This window comes from Bradyrhizobium sp. LeoB3, from assembly GCF_055456055.1.
In genome coordinates this window covers 1-19,506 of the sequence record NZ_JBVBEF010000100.1, presented here as the reverse complement: position 1 = coordinate 19,506, position 19,506 = coordinate 1, and the positions used below count along the sequence as shown (strand labels likewise).

Sequence of the window (19,506 nt, the reverse complement as noted above, 5' to 3'; positions counted from 1 at the left end):
CGGTTCTCAACGTTCGAGGATCGTGATGCAGGCCGTCGCTTCCTCGTAATGATGGAAGCCGCCGCCGTTTTCGGCAATAGCGTGATGCGCTCCCTCGACCTGGCGCGCGCCTGCTTCGCCGCGAAGCTGGGTGACGAGCTCGTAGATCTGCGCAAGGCCGGTGGCGCCGATCGGATGCCCCCGCGACTCGAGGCCGCCGGAGACGTTGATCGGTATCCGGCCGCCGAGCGTGGTGTCGCCGTCGCGCACCAGGCGGCCGCCATCGCCGATCGGGGCGAAGCCGAGCAGTTCGGCCTGGTGCAGTTCCGCAAACGCGCTGGCATCATGGACCTCGGCCATCGACATGTCAGCCGGGCCGACGCCGGCGATCTCGTAGGCACGGTTGGATGCGAGCCGGCAGAGATGCCGCTCCAGATCGTCGGCTTCGCGGTCGGAGCCTGAAGCCAGCACCGAGGCGGCGATGCGGATTGCCCGCGTCGCGCCGAGCGCGCGCGCCTTCTCCGCGGAGCAAACGATGGCCGCGGCGGCGCCGTCGCTGATCGGCGCGCACATCGGCAGCGTCAGGGGCCACGATACTTCGCGGGCCGCCAGCACGTCGTCGGCAGTCATTGCGTCCTGATACTGCGCCTTGGGATTCAGCGACGAATGCCGGTGGTTCTTCGCGGAAACCTCGGCGATGTCGCGCTGCGTGGTCCCGAAACGATGCATGTGATAGCGCGCCAGCGAGGCGTAGACGTCCATGAACACGCTGCGCTTGCCGCTGTTCTGGCCGGCACCCGGCGGCAACGCGAGGTCCTTGCTGAGCGTCGTCAGGCGGCGGACGCTGCCGTCGACATCGTGCACATCCCAGGCGCCGTCGAAAATGGCGAAGGACTTTTCCCGGTCCTTGGAATTCATCTTCTCCGCGCCGACCGCCAGCGCGATGTCGCCCTGCCCCGACGCAATGTAGGAGAAGGCGGCATTGAGCGCCGTTGAGGCGCTGGCACAGGCATTCTCGACGTTCATCACGGGAATGCTTTCGAAACCGAGCGCCCGGAGAACGAGCTGCCCGCGCACAAGGTGCTGCCCCTCCACGACGCCCTGCGCAGTGTTGGCGAAGAACGCGGCCTGGACATCCTCGCGGCCAACACCGGCATCGGACAGCGCCTCTTCCACCGCCCCGCGCGCGATCGTCTCCAGCCGGTCGTCGAGGTAGCGGCCGAACCGCGTCATGCCAACCCCGATGATGTAGACGTCGGCCATGGTTTCCTCCTAGACGCTGATCAGGGACTCGATACGGGCGCGGTCCGCCTGCAGCTCAGCGGTCGTACCCGACCAGACCACGCGGCCATTGTCTATGACGAACTGGCGGCGTGCGAGCTTGAGCGGAACCTTCAGGTTCTGTTCGACCAGCAGCATGGCAATGCCCTCGGCATTGATGATGCGCATGGCCTCGATCAGCTGGTCGACAATGAGCGGCGCAAGCCCCTCGGTCGGCTCGTCGAGCAGCAGCACTTCCGGATTGGTCAGCAGGCCGCGGCCGATCGCCAGCATCTGCTGCTCGCCGCCGGAGAGCGTATCGCCGCCCTGAGATGCGCGCTCCTGAAGCCGCGGGAAAAGCTGGTAGATCCGCTGCAGCGACCACGGCCCCTTGCGACCCATCACGGTCGCGATCTTCAGGTTTTCCTCGACCGTCAGGTTCGGAAAGATGCGCCGGTTTTCCGGAACGAAGGCGAGCCCCAGCCGCCCGAGTTCATAGGGTTTCAGCGCGGTGACGTCGCGATCGCCCATCATCCGCCGCCCGCTGCGCACGGCATTGAGACCGATCGCGGCCTTGAGCAGCGTGCTCTTCCCGGCGCCGTTGCGGCCGATCAGCGAGACGACTTCGCCGGCGACGACGTCGAGCGAGACGTGATGCAGCGCCTGGGCCTTGCCGTAGAAGACGTCGCAATCCTGCAGGGCCAGCGCGCTCATTCGTCGTTCCCGAGATAGGCGGCGCGCACCGCCGGATTGACCTTGATCTCCGCCGGCGAGCCGGACGCCAGCAATTGCCCCTGCACCATCACGACGATCTCGTCGGATATCTGCATCACGACGTCCATGTTGTGCTCGATCAGCAGCACGGTTCGCCCGGCCACGATCCGCCGGATCAGTTCGATTGCCTGCTCGAGGCGCTCATGGCCGACACCGGCGAGCGGCTCGTCGAGCAGCAGCACGCTGGGATCGCTGAGCAATGCGAGACCGACCTCGAGGGCCCGCTGGTCGCCGTGCGAAAGGTTCTCCGCCGGCGCGTGAGCGAGACGTTCGAGCCCGATCTGCTCGAGGACCTTTTCGGCGCTCTGCCGAACATCGGCGAAACGGCCGGCCGGCAACCAGAACGGCTGCACCCGGTACAGGTGCGCGAACGCCGCGAGCTTCAGGTTCTCCAGCACCGTCATGCCGGCAAAGATTTTTGTGATCTGAAAGCTGCGGCCGAGGCCGGCGCGCGTCCGCGCGTGAACGGAAAGTTTCGTGATGTCCCGCCCGTTGAGGATCACCTGCCCGGCGGCCAATGTCGCGTGGCCGGACAGCGCATTCATCAGCGTGGTCTTGCCGGCGCCGTTGGGACCGATCAGCCCGTAGATCCGTCCGGACTGGAAGCTGCGGCTGACGCCCGCGACCGCCTTGAGGCCGCCGAACGCGACCTGGATATTCTCGCACCGCAGGGAGATTCCGTTGGCCGTGCTCATTTCGGCGCACCTTTCCTGGCGCGCCCGAGTGCGGCGAACAGACCTGCGATGCCGTTCGGCAGCAGGATCGTGCAGAGGATGAACACGATGCCGAGAATTCCGTACCAGTGCTCGGTGAACTGGCTCAACTCTTCCTTCAGCACTTCGAACACCGCGACACCCAGCACCGGCCCGAGCAAGGTGCCCTTGCCGCCCAGCAGCGTCATGATCAGCACGTCGCCGGAGGTGCTCCAGTGCAGCATCTGCGGGCTGACATAGAACATCAGCGAGGCCAGCAGCGCGCCGCTAATTCCGGCATAGGCGCCAGAGATCATGAAGGCGCACTGGCGCAGCCGCTGCACGTTGTAGCCGATCTGCTCGGCCCGAACGTCGTTGGCCTGGACCGCCTTCAGCGCACTGCCGAACGGCGAGATCCGCAACAGCGCCATGATCGCTACGCCGATCACGAACACCACGACGAGGAAGAAGAAATAGTTGCGGTTGCTGTAGAAGTCGATGCCGAACAGGGCCGGCCGCGGAACGCCGGGAATGCCGTCGAGTCCGCCGGTGAACGCCCGCAGCTTGGTGCTGGCCAGGATGTAGACGAGTTGTGCCAACGCCAATGTCAGCAGCGAGAAGAATAGGCCCGAGACGCGCAGCGCGAAGATGCTGAGCAGGAAAGCCAGCGCCGCACCGGCCACGGCGGCGACCAGGAGCGACGGCACGAAGCCGAACTGCGGCGCCAGCAGCGCCAGCGCATATCCGCCCGCGCCGAACATCGCGGCATGGCCAAAGGACAGCATGCCGGCCATGCCGAAGATCAGGTCGAAGCCGATCGCGAACAGGCCCCAGATCAGGATCAGGCTGATCAGGTTCAGGCTTTCTTCGCTGGTCGAGACGGTCGCAAAGAGGATCATGGCAGCGACGACGGCGGCCATCAGGATCTGATCGAGACGGAACATGCTCATGCCGCACGTCCCTTGCGGCTGAACAGGCCCGATGGGCGGGTCATCAGGGTGACGATGAGCAGCACGAAGGTGATCAGCTCCACCCACTCCGGCGCATAGGTAAATCCGGCCGCGCGCGCCATGCCGAGCAGCAACGCGGCAAGGATTGCGCCCTTGATGTTGCCGAGGCCGCCGATGATCACCACCACGAAACAATCGATGATCACGCTAAAACCCATGCCGAGTTCGATCGGCACCAGCGGCGCCGCGACGACGCCGCCGAGCGCGGCAAGCCCCGAGCCGAGCGCAAACACCGCGGTGCGCACCCGCGCCACATCGACGCCGAGTGTCTGGGCCATTTCGGAGTCCGAACTCGCGGCGCGGATCACCATGCCGAGCTTGCTGCGGTCGAGCAGCAGGAACAGCAGGACGGAGACAAGGGCGCCGAAGCCGATGATGAACAGGCGATAGGACGGAATCTGGCTGCCGAACAGCGCAATCGGCTGCGAGAACAGCGCCGGTGTCGGCACCTGCTTGTAGTCGAGCCCCCAGATCAGGCGGACCGATTCCTCGATCACCAGGATGAAGCCGAATGTCAGCAGCAGCTGATAAATATGATCGCGATTGTAGACCGGCCGCAGCGTGATCACCTCCATCGCCGCGCCGAGCGCAGCGACGACCAGCGGCGCGAACGCCAGCCCGATCCAGAACGAACCGGTCCAGTGGACGATCTGGTAGCAGACATAGGCGCCCAGCATATAGAGGGCGCCGTGGGCGAAATTGATCACGCCGAGCATGCCGAAGATGAGCGTCAGGCCCGCCGCCAGCAGGAACAGCAGGAAGCTCAAGCTCAGGCCGATAACGATCGTCGACACGCCATTGGTCCGCGGTTCATAGACAAGGAGTGAGGCGTGTCCCGACGCCGGGACACGCTTTCGTTTCACGAGCAGACGTCGAACAGCTTCGAGGCGTCGAAGACGTCGGTGATCTTCATGGTCAGCGGCGGCAGGGGCGCCTGCCCTTCGATCACGATACCCCACAGGCCGACCTGCGCCGCCTGGTGATCGCAGCCGCGCATCACCTTCTTGCCCTCAAGCGAGTTCTCGCGGGTGCTCTTGGCGAAGGCATCGACCCACTTCTCGCGATCCCAGCTTCCGGTGGACTCAACCACATCGAGCCACCAGCTGATGCCGTCGTAAGCCTCGCCGGCAAAGCTCGACGGCCATTCGTTGTATTTGGCGCGGTAGGCCTCGACGAACTTCTTGTTGGCGGGATTGTCGACCGTGAAGTGATAGCGCACGCCCGAATAAACGCCGACAGCCGCGGGACCGACGGCCGCAGCCAGGGTTTCGTCCTGCAGCACCGGACCGAACTGGGTCTTGGTCTTGTTGAGACCGACCTGGCCGGACTGCTTGAGGAAGGTGACTGCGTCGTTGCCGGTGACGATGACGGCAATGCCGTCGGCGTCCGACTTGGCCATCTTGTCGACGATGACCGAGTAGTCGCGGTTGCCGAGCGGCGCATAGTCGTTGCCGACGATCTCGATGCCAGCCTTCTTCGCCTCGGCGACGAACAGATCCCAGCCGTCGCGGGTCGCCTGGTAGTCGGCGGTCACGCCGTAGATCTTCTTCAGCCCCTTCACTTTCGCGAACTCGACGCACATGCGGATTTCCATGCCGAGCGTGTTCGAGGTGCGGAATGTATAGCGCGAACCATTGGTTCGGGTGATCTTGTCGTCCGCCGAGATGGTCACGAGCAGCGGAATCTTGCGCTGGTCAGCCAGACCCTGCAGCGCCAGCGTCGAAGCTGAGCCGACGGCGCCGAACATCATCTGGGCGCCGCCCGCGAGCAGGCGCGTCGCCTTCTGAACGGCGGGCTGCGGCTTGGTCTCGTCGTCTTCCCAAGAGACCCGGATCGGCTTGCCGAGCACCTTGCCCCCGCGGTCGGCGATGGCGAGCTCGACGCCCTGCCGCATGTCCTTGCCGATGATGCCGTAGGCTCCGGAGAAAGCCAGAATGCCGGCGATGTGGAAATCGGCTGGTTCGTCCGCAGCCTGCACACCTGATGCAGGAGCCAGAGCCGAAAGCGCCACGCCGGCGGAGCTCATCAGAAACATTCGACGATGCATGAAACCTCCCAAAACTAACGCTTATTTTCGTTTTACTGGCGGGTAGGCTATCTCTTACCTTTCAGTAAATGTCAAGCGAGAGGGGATCGGTCAACTGCGGCTTGATCGAAACCTAAGAAATGTGCATTGAAACCGCAGCGCGACGGTATGCCGCCCCTGCGTCGTCGCAACTTGGGAAGTGCTCGAATGTCGAAAAAGCTCATTGGGAGAAAGCGTCCCAACATTTGGGAAAGCGCCGACCTGCGCCAAGAACAGCATGACGCGAAGCGCCGTCTCATTCTGAAGCAGGCTGCGGTCCTCTTCGCCGATCGTGGCTTTCACGAAACGACGATCGATCAGATTGCTGAAGCTCTGCAGGTGAGCAAGCCGACGATCTACTACTACATCGATAGCAAGGAAGACCTGCTCTATGAGGTGGCGCACACGGCTCTCGCCGACCTCAAAGCCGCTCTGTCTCGCGATCAGGACGAGCCACTTTCGGCTATCGATCGCCTCGCACGATTTTTCACAATGTACGGCAGACTCATTCTATCGGAGTTCGGCGTGTGCCTGGCGCTCGTCAGCGATCGTTCGCTGAATCCGCAATCGAGACGCCGGCTTCGCTCGCTGAAGAAGCAATTCGAGGTTGAAGTTCAAAAGATCCTCGATGAAGGCCGCGCGGACGGCACCATCCGCGTGGACGATCCAAAAATGTTTACCGTCGCGATATTCGGCGCCTTCAACTGGGCGCCGCAATGGTTCTCAAACACGGGCCCATCCACGCCAGACGAGGTTACGGCTGCCATCTTCGCCGTCTTCCGCAAGGCGATGAGATAGGTCGTCAGCACAGCGCGTTGCCTCGCCGGTCATCGCGTGCTTCACGAAGAGGTGCTTGATCGGCTCGATTTTCGTGGCCAGTATCTACAAGTGTTTCAAACTGGACCGCCGGGCGCAGACGCAGCGTTTGCTTCGGGCCATCTGCAATCCTCGGATCACCATCATTGGCGACATGACCGGATCGGTCAGCTGTCGTCCCCACCCCCGAACGACGACGTTCGAAATTCGTGTCCTGCTCCCCGACTTGACGCCTAGGAAACGGCAACTGTGCGCACGGCCAAGTGGGCCTTTGTAGCCAGCGATCGTCGTCGAGTGTCTGATGGGTTTGGCTCACACGGCTCCAAGGGCTTGCAGCCCCTCTCTCGTCAAGAGCAAGCTGGGCCAGCGTTTTCCCGACTAACACCTGGCTAGGAGCGAACAACGGTGGAAATACCGATACGTTTGCATGCGCGGCGCGTCGCACGCGAAGAGCGTACCGGATGGATTGGATAGGCCAATGATCCGGCAGGCCGAGGAATTCGGAATCACAGGAAACGGTCTGGCCAGGGTCTGCGATAAACGAGCCTGCGCACGCCACGGTCCGACAACAAATCGAGTGATCCAAGGCCGCGAGTTGCGATCTTATGGTGCGCTCGGAGGTTACTCGCAGTTGTTGTAGTTTCAATCCGTTAGGACGGCGGCCCGGCACGTTTGGTGCGATAAAAACGGGTAAGGTACAATTCGATTAGACAATTTTTTTGGGGGCAAATCGAGGTGGATGTCAGAGGGAAACGTGATGGAAACCGGCCCACCGCTCCCTCTCCCTTTCCCTTTCCACCGGAACCCAAGCCTGGAGCCGTGCGATGCCCATCGACCCAGCCAACGATCCGAATGAGGCCTAGGGATCACGCCGGCCGGTGCGGAGTTGTTCGCCGAGAGGGGGGCGCCAAGTGAGGCTGCCTGGCGATATCAGGATGTTTGAATGGCCGGCCGCTTGGTTCAAAAACCCAAATTAGGACAAAGCTAACGCCGAGGGTTAATTGCGGACACCACCCAATGACGAAAATAAAGCAGCCCGGCCGGGGGTAGACCGAGCTGCTGTTTGCGCGACCTGCACTTCACGGTTAAGGATCGTGTGTGCCCCACATAACTTCGCCATAAAAGGTCCGTTCCTAACCTGGCGCCAAAGAAACAGGAGCGCGATCAGCCTACGCAGACAAATCCGTTCTAAGGTCAATCTTGCGTTCGAGACTCGGGATTTTCGCCAGTGTCGGGCGGAACGAGCCTGGCGGGCTCGTCGTAGCCCGCGCGGCTGCTGTAAAAGAGCAGAGCCATTAATCCGATACCAAACACCAGAGAAAACAGTATCCCGATTGCCATCGCGAAATATCCGAAGGGAGTAACATCTGCTTCTTCAGCCGACGACCACCCCATGATCGCAAGGACAATCACGGCGGCCAGCAACATCAGTAGGATGCCTACTAAGGCGTATCCCCCGATACCCATGGTTCGCGCATTCGACGCCATCTCTCTGCAAAATGATCTCCACCGAGACATCCAAATGCCATTCATAATTGCTTGCCTCGCAAATGAATTTTGTCCCCCGCGCTCCCGGACGACGGACTGGGACTGAAGATTTAACATCCTCTGCCCCAATGTGTTCCAGCCTTGGAACATAAGATGAAGTGCCTTCTGTGCGAGGATAGTGGCTGGGTGTGCGAGAACCACGTGAGCACCTCCGGCTGCGGCGGGGCCGGCGCGCCCTGCCCGGCCTGCAATGTCCCGGAAACCGGCGAAGCTCCACGTCTTCCGAAGGGCTCCACGACAGCCTTCGATGAAAAGGGCTGGCGGCACTGAGCGCGCGCTAAGCCGCGGCAGGCTATTATGCGCGAGAGCCAACCCTACGTGAAGATCACGCCGGAAGGTGCCGACCCGGCACTCGCCGCTTGCGGCGACAGAGGTGGTCCAGGATATCGCAGCAAGGCCGGAAAGTGCGTGGGGTGGGAAGCACTCGGCCGGGAGTGTGGAAATCCTCCCACAACGAAGTGCACGGCTGAGAACGCCTCTGAGGGATCGGAGGATACTGCCGCCAAGGCCGCCGCTATCCGCACGCAAATGGAGCGCTCGCATAAAGAAAAGTAGATGCCCGTGAGTGATGAAATCGGGCGCACCCCTACCTGGCAATGCTCCTGCTCGCACTCTGCGCCAGCCTCAGGGTCTGGCGATATTCTAGCGCTTCCGCGGTTTCGTTGAACTGCAACAATTCGCCGGCCAACTCGGCAAGGTGCGTCTTCGCTTCCGTAGCCGTCACGTGGAAAAACTCTCGGCGCTGATTGACAGCGTTCACTCTCGCGCCGGCCAATCGATCATGCATGGCCGCCTCAATTCCCACTGCGTCCTTCGAAAAGAATAGAGCATGGACATCGAAATTGAACGGTACTGATGCGTCGCTCAACTCGCGAATGCGATCCATTGGATCTAGTCGCCGCGTCATTCCAACCTTGACCATCTTCTCGCCGAACGAGCCGACGTTAGAGATCACGTAGACGTATCCGGCACGAGTGTTTGCGGCTCTGAAGTCCACCTCCTCCATTGCCTTCGCAACTTCGTTTAGATGCTCTCTTACGCGATTAGCACTCTCTTGGTCCCCCTTCTCCATCAGCGCTTCCAGAGCATTCTCATAGTGCCGCCGCTCCTTCTCCAGCTTAGCTCGCTCCCGTTCCATTTCCTGTTGGGCTTTGCGCTCCTCCCGCATCCGCTCTCGCTCTTGACGCTCAAGCTCCTTTTCCTCAGCCTCCTTCTGAAGGAAGTCGCATGTGAGCTTGATCTCGTCGACCCGCAATTGGAAATAGCTTGGCGAAATTTGTATCTGCATGGTTTGTCCAAGTAGTCGAATCGTTTCTTCCACCTTTCGCAAGCGCTCAATGGCACTTTCTTGCTTGTAGGGCTTGAGCGCGCGGATGATCGCGTCAACCTCTGCGTTGAAGGCGCGCAACATAAGTTTTGACATCTCGCGCACCATCTTCCTTCCCTCAGACTGAGAACCGTTTACCGTCCAGCTTGTGGCGGACTGTATGGCGCCGCCGTCGGACCTAACGGCAACCTTGATCGCATCGTCGAGCCGCTTCAATGCGCTTTCGTAGGCAACAACATCCCTTAGCGGATGATTATACTCATAGATCCCGGCCTCCTGAAGAAGAGCGATCTCGCGCGTCTCGACGATCGTTTTTCGGGCACTGGATACCTGCTCTTGCAGCAGCGCACGCTCTTGCTCGATCGATGTTCGCTCAGACGCAATAAGATTAGTCAGATCGTCCAATTCGCTGACCAGATCTGCGCGCCTCTTCTCTAATTCGACGATCGGCAATAACTCGAGGTCCCGCATCTGAGATTTGAGCCGTTCATTCTCAGCTTGAAGCTCCTTCGCATCTCTAACGAGGTCCTGTGCGATTTCAGCTAGTCTGTCGGTCTTTGCCTTCTCAGTCGCGAGTTCCTGGCCGAGCGCTTCAAGCTTTTTCTGAAGGCCACGCGCAAACTTGCGTGCGCCCCACCATGGAATGGTCTCGCTAAAGTCGGGTGATCCTGCCAAGACCCCCTCCCAAATCGCTTTATGTTCAAAGAATGCTCGCGCGAAGTCCGAAGCGCTCGATTAAGGCGCTCTGCTTAATGCCCCACCATGAGCATGAAATCGCTCTCGCCAACGATCCGAATGGCCGCGCCGGCTGCTATCAGACTCTCGCACTTCCGATGCTTTGAGGTCTTTTCCTGGCCCTTGGTAAGCCGGAGATCCTGATCGCCGACGACGAGGATGGTGGTCTTTTTCGTTACAGAATCTGCCACCGTGCAACCGGCCTCGGCTGCGGCTAAAGCAGCCTCGGATCGCGCAATTTGCAAGGCGCCGGTGAACACGATGGTTTCACCCCAGAGGGGCCCATCTGGATTCCCGTCGCGAGCCACCTTCTGTCTGCGCGCTACGGCCGGATTTATTCGCTGCGGTACCGCATTTTCGCTTGTCGACTGATACCCGATCTCGTCGACCCAGTCCTGCAGGGTCTTGCTGCGATCGCGAATGGCGCGGAGAAGCAGTAGACCGGCTGCCCGAGCATCCTCGGAGGCGTCATGATGTCGAAAATCGATGCCGAACGCTCGAGCCAGATTGGCCAAGCCATAGCCGCCATCTTCTCGGAAGTGCTCCCAACTCCGGCGAGCGACCTGCAGAGTATCAACCCACACACAGGGGAGGCCCTTGGCTCCGTATTTCTGGGCCGCCCGCACCAGCGCCGTCCGATCGAATGCGCTATGGTGGACGATCGCCGTATCCTCGAGCACCGAGCTGATGACCGGCAGCACCTTCTCCATCGTTGGCTTGCCGGCGACGTCCTCCGGCCTGATGCCGTGGATCGAGATATTCATCGGATCGAAATAGTCCTGCGGATCGACCAGGATCGTCAGCGACTTGAAAACCTCATTCTGCCGAAAGTGCACCAGTCCTATCGAGCAGATGCTGGCCGAATCGGCGTTGGCCGTTTCAACGTCCAAAGCAATGAAACCTGAAACCCCCACCGCACGCCCCCGCTTGCCCTCAACCAAGATCGAGCAAATCGTCGCCCGTCGCAAGCACCTCTGGATAAGACGAACGTCGGCTTGCCCTCGCCCTGCGGTTGCGGTTGGATAGCGCGGACGCTTGGGGAAGTGATATGGGGCTATTTTCGGACGACCAGAAATGGGAGCCGACGTTTCGGCTGCGAAGCCGCGTCGGGAGCGGTCGCGGGCTGCTAACGGTCCTTTTCTGGTTCTGGGGCGGCATCGGCCTGGTCTTCAACGGCGGCTCGCTAATGGGGCTGACCGGATCGATCGGAGTGGGGACGTCTGCCTATCTCGCTGCCACAGCTCTGATCTGGATCGGCGGCATGGTCCTGTTCGGCATTGGCGCCCCTCTCCCGCATCATGACTTGGATGGCGAACGCACGCTTCCGCCGGACGCCGGAGACATCCGAATTACGCGGTAAAATGATGGGACGATCGTCGGTGGAGCTCTTGCTGGGTGCGCTCCTCTCCACGGCAATATGGGCTGTAATCGCCATGTTGCTTGGTGAGTCCATAAACGTGACGGACGTCGCTGGCCCCGTTGCGACCGTCTTCGCTGCAGGGACGGCGGGTTGGATAGCTTATCGCATTGGGATCAGCCAGGTTGCCGTTGCGAAGACCCAAGCGGACATTGCCGAAAGAAACTGGAAAACGTCGAACGAGAAAATCGTCCTTGATCTTTTCGAGAAGCGGCTATCGATCTTCGAAGAGATTCGCAGCGTCATCGGCGAAGTGACGCGCTCCGGGCGGGCCCCTCACGACGTGCTCTTCCGCTACGATAAAGCGATTGACCGGGCACCCTATTTCTTTGGCGAAGAAGTGCAGCGATATCTGAACGCGCTGCGGATCCACCTCATTGATCTAGACTTAGCAAACACGCTTATGGAAAACGAGTTGGATCCTCAGCGTCCCGGATGGGTCAAGAACCGGCACCAACACTTCCTGGCGGTAACGAAGTTCTATGAAGAGCACCCCCGACTTTTCGGGCCGTACATGAAGGCGCATCAACGAGTGGACTAGATGATCGGCGACGGACTTCTCGAATTTGTAAAAACGATCGGCTCTGTCGTTGGAATCCTGACCGCCGGGTTCGTGGTGTGGGACCGTTACATCAAGCATTTCCCAATCGCGATTGTTGTCGCACGCCCGTTGACCGATGTAAGCCAGCACGTAGATCCATTCCTATTTGTAAAGAATGTCAGCGACCGACCGATTCTCGTTGCTTGGGAGAATGGAAGCGCAACCGAATTGCGTATAGCTAGGGATAACTCGATTCATGGAATTGTGCGCACTCTCGTCCGAGGACAGTCAGTTGTCTGCCTTAGTCCTGGTGCCGAAGCTTATCTACCGATTCTCAATCCGCGCAACTACGACGAGATCGATCCGGATAACTATTTGCGCCTCGACCTTCGATGGAAGTTTGCCCAACCTCGTATCTGGAAGGTTGACCGACCTCTGGCCATTGCGATCCGAAAGCGCGATCTGGACGACATGATCAAGGGATTCTTGAAGCCATCTTCGTAACGATCCTCCTCCGGCGGCACCCACTTGTAGAGGTAGCTGGCATGTGACGGACGATGCCTAGCCCTCGCGCTAGATTTCGCCCAAAGTTGACCACGGACGAATGGATCGGAGCAAGACTGCGGCTATACTTACGTGGGGGGTGCATGTCTCAGGCTGTCGAAGCGTTCCGCCAGATATCGTGGCTGATTTTCAAATGGGTTCTCATCGCGAGCGGCTCGCTCATTGGACTCGCGATTGTCACCTGGGCCAGCCTTTACGGTTACGGATGGTACATACACGATCGGCACATCCGGAACGTGGAGCTCATCATTTCGACGGATCGTAAGGAATGCGCGGACGATAAGTGGCCGCTCCACGTGATCGTTGGGAACAACTCTGAGCGCACGATTGAAAAGGTTTCGTTCACCTTTGTCGCGCGGCGGCCGCAACGAAGCAGTGATTTGGCCCGCTTCCACTCCTACGATGACGACCACATCATCCCGCCACAACAGGGCTACGGTGTCTGCTGGGCAGCGCCGGAGCTTTCCGAGCGCATCGACGATGTGCGTAAGCTCGAATGGAGTATCGGGTACAAGTCGATCAGGTTCCGGGACTAATGCTGCCGGGGCGAAACATGGGCACAAGCCAGTCTCGGATTTTGGACTTGCCTTGGCCTCCTTTTCCACGTCAATCCACAACCCCTAGCGGCTTGCTCTGGCGACGCCCGGGCGCGATGCTTCAGGGCATGGGTACGAAGTCCCGAGAGAGCATCTACGGAGCCTCTGTACGCGCCTCAGCCGAGCGTGCGGCCGAGGCCCGCAGGCAGGCGGACAAACTGGCATGTGAGGCTTGGAACAAGCGCATGCTGGCTTTCCAGGGCCCTGCCCAGCCCTCCCCCACTCTCGGGGATGCGCTCAATGCCGGCTACCTCTACCTGGAGGTCAAATGCCTGGGCTGCAACACGCACCAGACGGTCGCGCTCGACATCGTCCGCCGAGCGAAGACGACACCAATTCACGAAGGAGCGCTACATGCGCTGCAAGCTGTGCTCGGAGTAGCGCGGCTATCCTTACAAGCGCAGCCATCTGGTGGCGCTGCGGCCGAACAAGATCACGGCGAGCGATCCGCCATCGACGTGGTGGCCTGGGGAGCGGTAACCGTGATTGATCGACCAAGCGACGAAATCGACACTATCGCGTATGCTGTCTCGTTTTCCGAGGCAGCGGGACTGATTGCCCGTTCAGTAAACTGGACGGATAACCACGGCCTCGTTGTTCCTTTCTACGCGCTGATTGGCTTTGCGCTCGAAAACGGGCTGAAGGCAGTGCTGGAGCATCGGAAGGTTGACCGGTCTCTTAAATGGTTTCATTCGCATGATCTGAAGCACTTGAGGGAGTTAACGCGACAGGCTGGATTTCAGCTACTCCCAAGGATGGATGCACTGATCGACGACATGTCTCCCCACCATCTTGAACATAGGTTTCGATATCCCCAGAAGGCGCGAACTGCGGAACTTGGGATGCCTCCGACTGTGTCGATCTTGACCGATGGGTTTCTTCGCATGGTCTTCGACTTCATTGACGGCCATAGTCGAATGGAAGAGTGAGCACCGTCTGTATGTGTAACCTCTACTCGATCACCACCAACCAAGCTGCCATCGCTGCGCTGTTCCGTGTCCTCAACCGTTACGTCGGCAACCTGCCGCCGATGCTGGGCGTTTTCCCGGACTATCCGGCGCCCGTGGTGCGCAATGCCAGCGACGGCCGTGAGCTGGTGCTGATGCGCTGGGGCATGCCGCCACCGCCGCGGACCGGCGGGCCGCCTGTGACGAACATCCGCAATACCAGCTCGCCGCACTGGCGCGGCTGGCTGAAGCCGGAGAACCGCTGCTTCGTCCCCTTCAACAGCTTCGCGGAATACGCGCCGGAGCCGAACCCGGCTACCAAGAAAAAGGACGTGGTCTGGTTCGCGCTGAACGACGATCGGCCGCTTACGGCGTTTGCCGGGATCTGGACCGAGTTCAAGGGTGACCGGGGCACCAAGTCGAAACCGGTCCCCGGTCTTCATCTCGTCTATGGCTTCCTCACCACCGAGCCGAATGCGATCGTCGCGCCGATCCACCCCAAGGCGATGCCCGTGGTCCTGACGACCGACGAGGAACGCGACGTCTGGCTCCGCGCACCGTGGGATGAAGCTAAAGCGCTGCAGCGTCCGTTGCCGGATCATGCGCTCAAGATCGTCCTGAGAGGGCCGGACAAAGAAGACAAGCTGGCAGCCTGACACCGGCCTGCGGTTTGGCCCGCACCGTGTTTTGGTGTCAGGAAACATCAGCATAGTGGCGCCCACCCGGTTGGGGTGAGGCGGCTGGCCTTGATCTAAAGAAAATCGTGCTGGTCGCGTTCGACCTGCTCTACCTCAACGGCCACGACCTGCGGAAGCTGTCGCTTTCCACGTGCAAGGCTGCCCTGAAAAACCTGATCGCCGGCACCGATGTCCAGTTCAGCAAGAGCTTCGAAGTCGACGGCCGTGCGATGTTCGAACACGCCTGCAAGACCGGCTATGAAGGCGTCGTCTCGAAGATCGCCGACAGCCCCTACGTTTCAGGCCGCGGCCGCAACTGGTTGAAGAAGCCGTGCGCGCAGCGGGAGACGCTGACGATCGCCGGCTTCGCCCTGGACGAAGGAAAATGGGACGGCATCTATCTCGGCCGGCGTAAGGGCGCCGAGCTGATCTACGCCGGCAAGGTCGACCACGGCTTCGATAAGGCATCCGCGGCCGACTTGCGGAAGCGCCTGACGCCGCTGATCCGGAAGACGCAACCCTACACCAAGCGGATCGCGCACAAGGGCATCTGGGTTGAGCCGTCGCTGCTGGCCGAAATCGAGTACCGCGCCAAGTCGGCCGCGGGCAAGGTGCGGCACCCATTCTTTAAAGGCCTGCGGGAGGATCTATGATGGACCGCCGGAAGTTCCTGACGAGCGGCAGTGCAGGGGCAAATCTCGCTTGCTATTCCATTCAAGGCCGGGATTCCCAGGCGCGATATCTACGACGGATCCAGCTCCATCTGAATAAGGGAAAGGCGAAGGCCTACACTCGAACCGCCTGGACTGGACCAAACGCTTCTCGGTCATCGCCGGTGCCCTTGGCATCCCCGGTCAAGCCATTATCGATGGGGAACGCGTGACGAATCCTAAGTGTCCGATCTGCTTGGGCCTCGGTTGGGTCTGCGAGAACCATCCGAAACTCGCCTGGAGTGAAGAGCTCGGCTGTCAGTGCAGCGCGGGGATGCCATGCGAAGTGCAACCGGCCTGACGATGAGGGCATCGACGAACCGGACGTGAGCAAGGTCCTCGATGAGACCCCGCCCGTAAAGCATTAGCCTCGCTGCCTTCTTTCGACGATACGCTGCGACGCCGCCCCCGCCCGACGTTATCGAATATGCCGCGCTCGGCCCTGCCTGGAGTGAGTCATTGCTAGCAAGTCTAGGGTGATCGAAGCAGATGGAATTCCCGGGCTGCTACGTCACGCCTGTTCGAAGCTAGCGGCAGCGAGGTGCCGCAGCCCACCACCGTGATGCTGCGTACGGTCGGACCGCAGGTTGAAAATCTTGCGCTACGCGTTCGAAGCTGCAGGCCTGCACTGCAGGTCGCACTCGGCCGACGACGAGCCGCAGGTCGTGGAGACGTGGGTCTGATCGCCAAGACTTCGCTCAAAACGCGAGAAGAGCAAACACTGTCATGACTGTCGTGAGAGCGCCCGTGAGAACGAACGCGGTGAAAAAACGGTCAGTGTCCAGCATGACACATCCCCAGCCCGAATTGTGAGCTGTGAAATATACATCCTTGGAGCGAGGTCTGCAGTAGCTAATTCCGGAGGGAAGGCATGGTGCTACGTCGATGGCGGGAGCAATTCAACTGATTTAAGCCGATCAAAAGAGAGCCCCCGAAGGGATTCCCTTCGGAGGCTGTCGAAGTTACTGCTCTGAAACGCTGGAGGAGAAACGGGACTTCTCCAACCGGCGCGCAAGCCGTGCCATGCCGACCGGCGCGATCAACAACCTGGGTTAAGAGCCGCCCCGCGGGGGCGATCACCAGCCCCACCGTCGTCCGATCCTAACCCACATTATTGATCTCACGAATTTCTGCGCCATCTGTGTGCAGAAGTGGACAGACTTCCTGCCCACGCGGCGCTTGGCTCGGCGTGCAACCTCCTGGCCGATCATCTCGATTCCTCCAGACCAATGGTCGGCCGAAGAGGAAGCGCAGCCCCGGCGTGCTCCCCCACGAAAGTCGCGTCGGGGCAGCGCTCTCGCCTATCGACGGAAACGGATGCGCAAGCGCTGGTTCGGATTAAGTGAACGACGGGACATGATGATGACGCCGCGCGAGAAACGCGACATGCCCTACATTGTCCACGCTGTGTGGCGGCGGCAATGATGGTCGCGTTTGCTGTGTTTTGGCGATAGCGCGCAGCCCGCTGTTCGCGCGGCGAAATGAGATCATATCGGGGTATAACCTAAAAACGCCGGGACGGCGGCACAAACTGCGCTGCCCTTGCGGCGTCGGCGTGCTTATCGTGCGGCGCTGGCTCTCGCCGATCACCTACAGCCCCCAGCCCCAGTGGTCGGCCGAAAGACGGCACGCCCCGGCGTTGATCCTGCACGGTTGGCGTCGGGGCACTCCCGTCACAACACCGATCACCAGCCCCACGGCCCATGGTCAAAAGAGAGAGGCCCGCCTTTGGGACGAGCCGCCCGCTCGCATCAGCACCTATTCCCCGCACCCATGCCGATGCCCTCCAGCCGCATGGCCGCCAAGGCCGATGCCGTAAGGCCCAACGGCACAATCCGCGCCTGACATCCAGGTCACCGTGGTGGCTTTCTTAATCTAGGTAATTGATCCCCCCGGTCGGCATGGCACCCTACCAGTGCTGGTGGAGAAAAGTGCCGTTTCTCTGTCAGCTGCTCTTAAACCCGAATGACTAGCCCCCTCTTCTGGGGGCTTTCTTTTGGTCTGCGGCGGGGCAGTCGAAACAAATGAGCAAGCGGCAGCGTTTATCTTCATTGCGCTAAAGTGTTGCGTTGATGGTCGCGCTTGGGATGTTCTGGCGATAGCGCGTTACGACTACTTTCACGGGGGATGAATTGACCAGCACGCGGCTGGTAGTGGTACGCAAAATCCTTGCCGAGCACGGGCCGATGACAGCAGAAGCCATGGTCCGGGAAATGCTGAAACTCGGCCATGACGTGTCCGTTCACGAAACGCTGCCCGGCAAAGTCTCTTCGCTTCTCATAAGTCTGTGGCGGCTGGAAAAAGCCGGCATGGTCGCGCGTGAAGGCAAGGGCCGTTCGGCGCTGTGGCGGTTCAGCGTATCACAAACGCAAACACCGCACCGGACTTGAAGGCTACAGCCGCATCGGCAGCGCCAGCTGGATCGCGGACGGCTCGCTATAGCGCCCGATGAACGCCGCCAATTGCTCCGGAATTTCGCGCCGTTCCGCGCAGCGCTGGCGCAGCTCGGCGGCGATCTCCTCCGCGGCGTCCTGCGACCAGCCTTCGCTGGATCCGGATGGGGTTGCGGTACTGGCCCTCCATCAGGTGACGCAGCACGGTCTCGCGGTCAGTGTCCTCCTCGTGAGCGGCGGTTTCATCGTGACGCGCTTTCCGCAACTTTTGGTCCCGCTCATGGCCAGGTGGGAGCGCTTTAGCTTCCTCGCGTAGGCACTTGGCCTCTTCGATCAGACGATTTTCGAGTGTTTGAGTCACCTTGAAGTGATGCCGCTTAAGCATAGCGCTACTCCCTATGCCTGAGTGGGCGGGAGCGCTACCGTTATCGAGCGTTCTCCCATAGATACCAAGAGCCGTGCGGTGATGCCCATCAACGTCCCAGCACGGGTATTGGTCGCTGGTTCCAAATGAGGAACCAACCGGGGCGCCCTACTCGCCTGAAGGCTTCCTGCACCAGCAAGCCCAGCGAGTTCATGCCGCGACGCATCGGTGTGGCCGGTCGCAATCCACAACCGCACGCCCGACGCGATGGGGATCACCGTGGGCGTCCATCTGCCAGCGCCGCCGCGGCGGCCTTCAGCGTCGCCGCGGCGACCGTACCCATGATCCGCATCCGAGCCCCGGCAGCAAACTCGATCTCGATCCACCCGCCGCTGCTGGCCGGCGCGACTGGACAGGGCGTCGGCCCTGATTCCGCGACCACCATCGCCGGTATGAAGCCGGGTTGATGGGCGACATCCTTTGGCTCAGGCTGAAACGAGCGTCGCCATCGCAGCAGCAATGAGCGCGAAACGCCATATCGCCGCGCTGTTGCCGCGACTTGGCGCGGCGCCTGTAAGCTCTCCAGGACGATCTTGAGCTTCTCATCCCCGGACCAGCGCCGCCGCCGGCCCGTGTCCACCACCTCAAGCCGTTCGACTTGGGCACTGCCCCTATCACTGTCCATAAGGACAGTTCTCAACAACACGCCTCATTCCGCAAGGCGGCCTTCCCCGAACGGATACGTATGTGCCGGAGCCGAACGGGCTGCGCGTCAATTTTCGCTGGCTAGATAACTTAGCATAGTTGTGCAGGCGGCCTCCGCCTCGGCAAAAGTTTTGAAGGGCGAGCCAACGACCTTGATCGCGCCACGGCTCTGTTCAAACGGGCGCCATGACGCGACATAGCCGGGACTTCCGCGAAAGCCAGGGCCGGTAAGACTTTCGAAGCTGATCACGAATGAATAGCCGTCGCTGCTGGCGCTCCATATTTCCATGTGCTCGACGGCACGATGGAAAAGCAGGGACATTTGCAGTCACTCACCTGTGGTCGCCAAGTCAATTGGTGCTAGCCTACCGCATTCGCAATCCATC

20 protein-coding genes and 2 pseudogenes are annotated in these 19,506 nt (G+C 60.7%); 11 read left to right on the top strand and 11 right to left on the bottom strand.

What is annotated here, in order from left to right:
- Window positions 1-6 precede the first annotated feature (6 nt).
- The 6 genes from ACZXDY_RS37400 to ACZXDY_RS37375 form a co-directional block, all read right to left on the bottom strand.
- Window positions 7-1,242 carry a thiolase family protein gene (locus ACZXDY_RS37400; RefSeq protein ID WP_464348994.1) on the bottom strand — a complete coding sequence of 412 codons (1,236 nt, stop codon included), beginning with the start codon at window positions 1,240-1,242 and terminating at the stop codon, window positions 7-9.
- Between the two features lie 9 nt (window positions 1,243-1,251).
- Window positions 1,252-1,953 (bottom strand): ABC transporter ATP-binding protein, encoded by a 702-nt coding sequence (locus tag ACZXDY_RS37395; RefSeq protein WP_464348993.1) that lies wholly within the window; start codon window positions 1,951-1,953, stop codon window positions 1,252-1,254.
- Complete coding sequence (locus ACZXDY_RS37390; RefSeq protein WP_464348992.1) at window positions 1,950-2,708, bottom strand: ABC transporter ATP-binding protein; 759 nt, start codon at window positions 2,706-2,708, stop codon at window positions 1,950-1,952. The genes ACZXDY_RS37395 and ACZXDY_RS37390 overlap by 4 nt, the downstream gene beginning before the upstream one ends.
- Window positions 2,705-3,655, bottom strand: a complete 951-nt coding sequence (locus tag ACZXDY_RS37385; protein WP_464348991.1) for a branched-chain amino acid ABC transporter permease — start codon at window positions 3,653-3,655, stop codon at window positions 2,705-2,707. The genes ACZXDY_RS37390 and ACZXDY_RS37385 overlap by 4 nt, the downstream gene beginning before the upstream one ends.
- On the bottom strand, window positions 3,652-4,509 hold the full coding sequence (locus ACZXDY_RS37380) for a branched-chain amino acid ABC transporter permease (protein ID WP_464348990.1): 858 nt from the start codon (window positions 4,507-4,509) through the stop codon (window positions 3,652-3,654). The genes ACZXDY_RS37385 and ACZXDY_RS37380 overlap by 4 nt, the downstream gene beginning before the upstream one ends.
- Before the next feature lie 65 nt (window positions 4,510-4,574).
- Window positions 4,575-5,762, bottom strand: a complete 1,188-nt coding sequence (locus ACZXDY_RS37375) for an ABC transporter substrate-binding protein (RefSeq protein WP_464348989.1) — start codon at window positions 5,760-5,762, stop codon at window positions 4,575-4,577.
- A 186-nt stretch (window positions 5,763-5,948) separates the two neighbouring features.
- Here ACZXDY_RS37375 and ACZXDY_RS37370 point away from each other — a divergent pair, with 186 nt between their 5' ends.
- Entirely contained in the window at window positions 5,949-6,578 is a 630-nt protein-coding gene (locus ACZXDY_RS37370) for a TetR/AcrR family transcriptional regulator (RefSeq protein ID WP_464348988.1), read from the top strand.
- Between the two features lie 1,212 nt (window positions 6,579-7,790).
- Here ACZXDY_RS37370 and ACZXDY_RS37365 read toward each other — a convergent pair.
- From ACZXDY_RS37365 to ACZXDY_RS37355, 3 genes are all read right to left on the bottom strand, one after another.
- Window positions 7,791-8,024 (bottom strand): hypothetical protein, encoded by a 234-nt coding sequence (locus ACZXDY_RS37365; RefSeq protein ID WP_464348987.1) that lies wholly within the window; start codon window positions 8,022-8,024, stop codon window positions 7,791-7,793.
- Between the two features lie 706 nt (window positions 8,025-8,730).
- The gene (locus ACZXDY_RS37360; protein WP_464348986.1) at window positions 8,731-10,146 is read right to left on the bottom strand and encodes an SNIPE associated domain-containing protein; all 1,416 of its coding nucleotides are present in this window, start codon (window positions 10,144-10,146) and stop codon (window positions 8,731-8,733) included.
- A 74-nt stretch (window positions 10,147-10,220) separates the two neighbouring features.
- A complete protein-coding gene (locus ACZXDY_RS37355; RefSeq protein ID WP_464348985.1) occupies window positions 10,221-11,147 on the bottom strand; it encodes an exonuclease domain-containing protein in 927 nt (308 codons plus the stop codon).
- A gap of 107 nt (window positions 11,148-11,254) precedes the next feature.
- On the opposite strand from ACZXDY_RS37355, the gene ACZXDY_RS37350 reads away from it, so the two are divergent.
- The 10 genes and pseudogenes from ACZXDY_RS37350 (at window position 11,255) to ACZXDY_RS37305 (ending at window position 18,367) form a co-directional block, all read left to right on the top strand.
- Entirely contained in the window at window positions 11,255-11,566 is a 312-nt protein-coding gene (locus tag ACZXDY_RS37350) for a hypothetical protein (RefSeq protein ID WP_464348984.1), read from the top strand.
- A 19-nt stretch (window positions 11,567-11,585) separates the two neighbouring features.
- Complete coding sequence (locus ACZXDY_RS37345; protein ID WP_464348983.1) at window positions 11,586-12,164, top strand: hypothetical protein; 579 nt, start codon at window positions 11,586-11,588, stop codon at window positions 12,162-12,164.
- The gene (locus tag ACZXDY_RS37340) at window positions 12,165-12,668 is read left to right on the top strand and encodes a hypothetical protein (RefSeq protein ID WP_464348982.1); all 504 of its coding nucleotides are present in this window, start codon (window positions 12,165-12,167) and stop codon (window positions 12,666-12,668) included.
- 143 nt (window positions 12,669-12,811) lie between these two features.
- Window positions 12,812-13,264, top strand: a complete 453-nt coding sequence (locus ACZXDY_RS37335; RefSeq protein WP_464348981.1) for a hypothetical protein — start codon at window positions 12,812-12,814, stop codon at window positions 13,262-13,264.
- 128 nt (window positions 13,265-13,392) lie between these two features.
- Window positions 13,393-13,804 (top strand): annotated as a pseudogene (locus ACZXDY_RS37330) (hypothetical protein).
- Window positions 13,805-13,806: 2 nt separating this feature from the next.
- Window positions 13,807-14,253 (top strand): hypothetical protein, encoded by a 447-nt coding sequence (locus ACZXDY_RS37325; protein WP_464348980.1) that lies wholly within the window; start codon window positions 13,807-13,809, stop codon window positions 14,251-14,253.
- Between the two features lie 11 nt (window positions 14,254-14,264).
- Window positions 14,265-14,927: an SOS response-associated peptidase gene (locus tag ACZXDY_RS37320; protein WP_464348999.1), complete on the top strand. Its 663-nt coding sequence runs from the start codon at window positions 14,265-14,267 to the stop codon at window positions 14,925-14,927.
- Window positions 14,928-15,031: 104 nt separating this feature from the next.
- A pseudogene (locus ACZXDY_RS37315) lies at window positions 15,032-15,601 on the top strand (ATP dependent DNA ligase); the annotation flags it as partial.
- Window positions 15,602-17,790: 2,189 nt separating this feature from the next.
- A complete protein-coding gene (locus ACZXDY_RS37310) occupies window positions 17,791-18,048 on the top strand; it encodes a hypothetical protein (protein WP_464348979.1) in 258 nt (85 codons plus the stop codon).
- A 58-nt stretch (window positions 18,049-18,106) separates the two neighbouring features.
- On the top strand, window positions 18,107-18,367 hold the full coding sequence (locus ACZXDY_RS37305) for a hypothetical protein (protein WP_464348978.1): 261 nt from the start codon (window positions 18,107-18,109) through the stop codon (window positions 18,365-18,367).
- A gap of 322 nt (window positions 18,368-18,689) precedes the next feature.
- Here the strand turns inward: ACZXDY_RS37305 and tnpA are convergent, their stop codons facing one another.
- Window positions 18,690-19,100: an IS66-like element accessory protein TnpA gene (tnpA, locus tag ACZXDY_RS37300; RefSeq protein ID WP_464348977.1), complete on the bottom strand. Its 411-nt coding sequence runs from the start codon at window positions 19,098-19,100 to the stop codon at window positions 18,690-18,692.
- Between the two features lie 87 nt (window positions 19,101-19,187).
- Complete coding sequence (locus ACZXDY_RS37295) at window positions 19,188-19,442, bottom strand: hypothetical protein (RefSeq protein ID WP_464348976.1); 255 nt, start codon at window positions 19,440-19,442, stop codon at window positions 19,188-19,190.
- Window positions 19,443-19,506 lie beyond the last annotated feature (64 nt).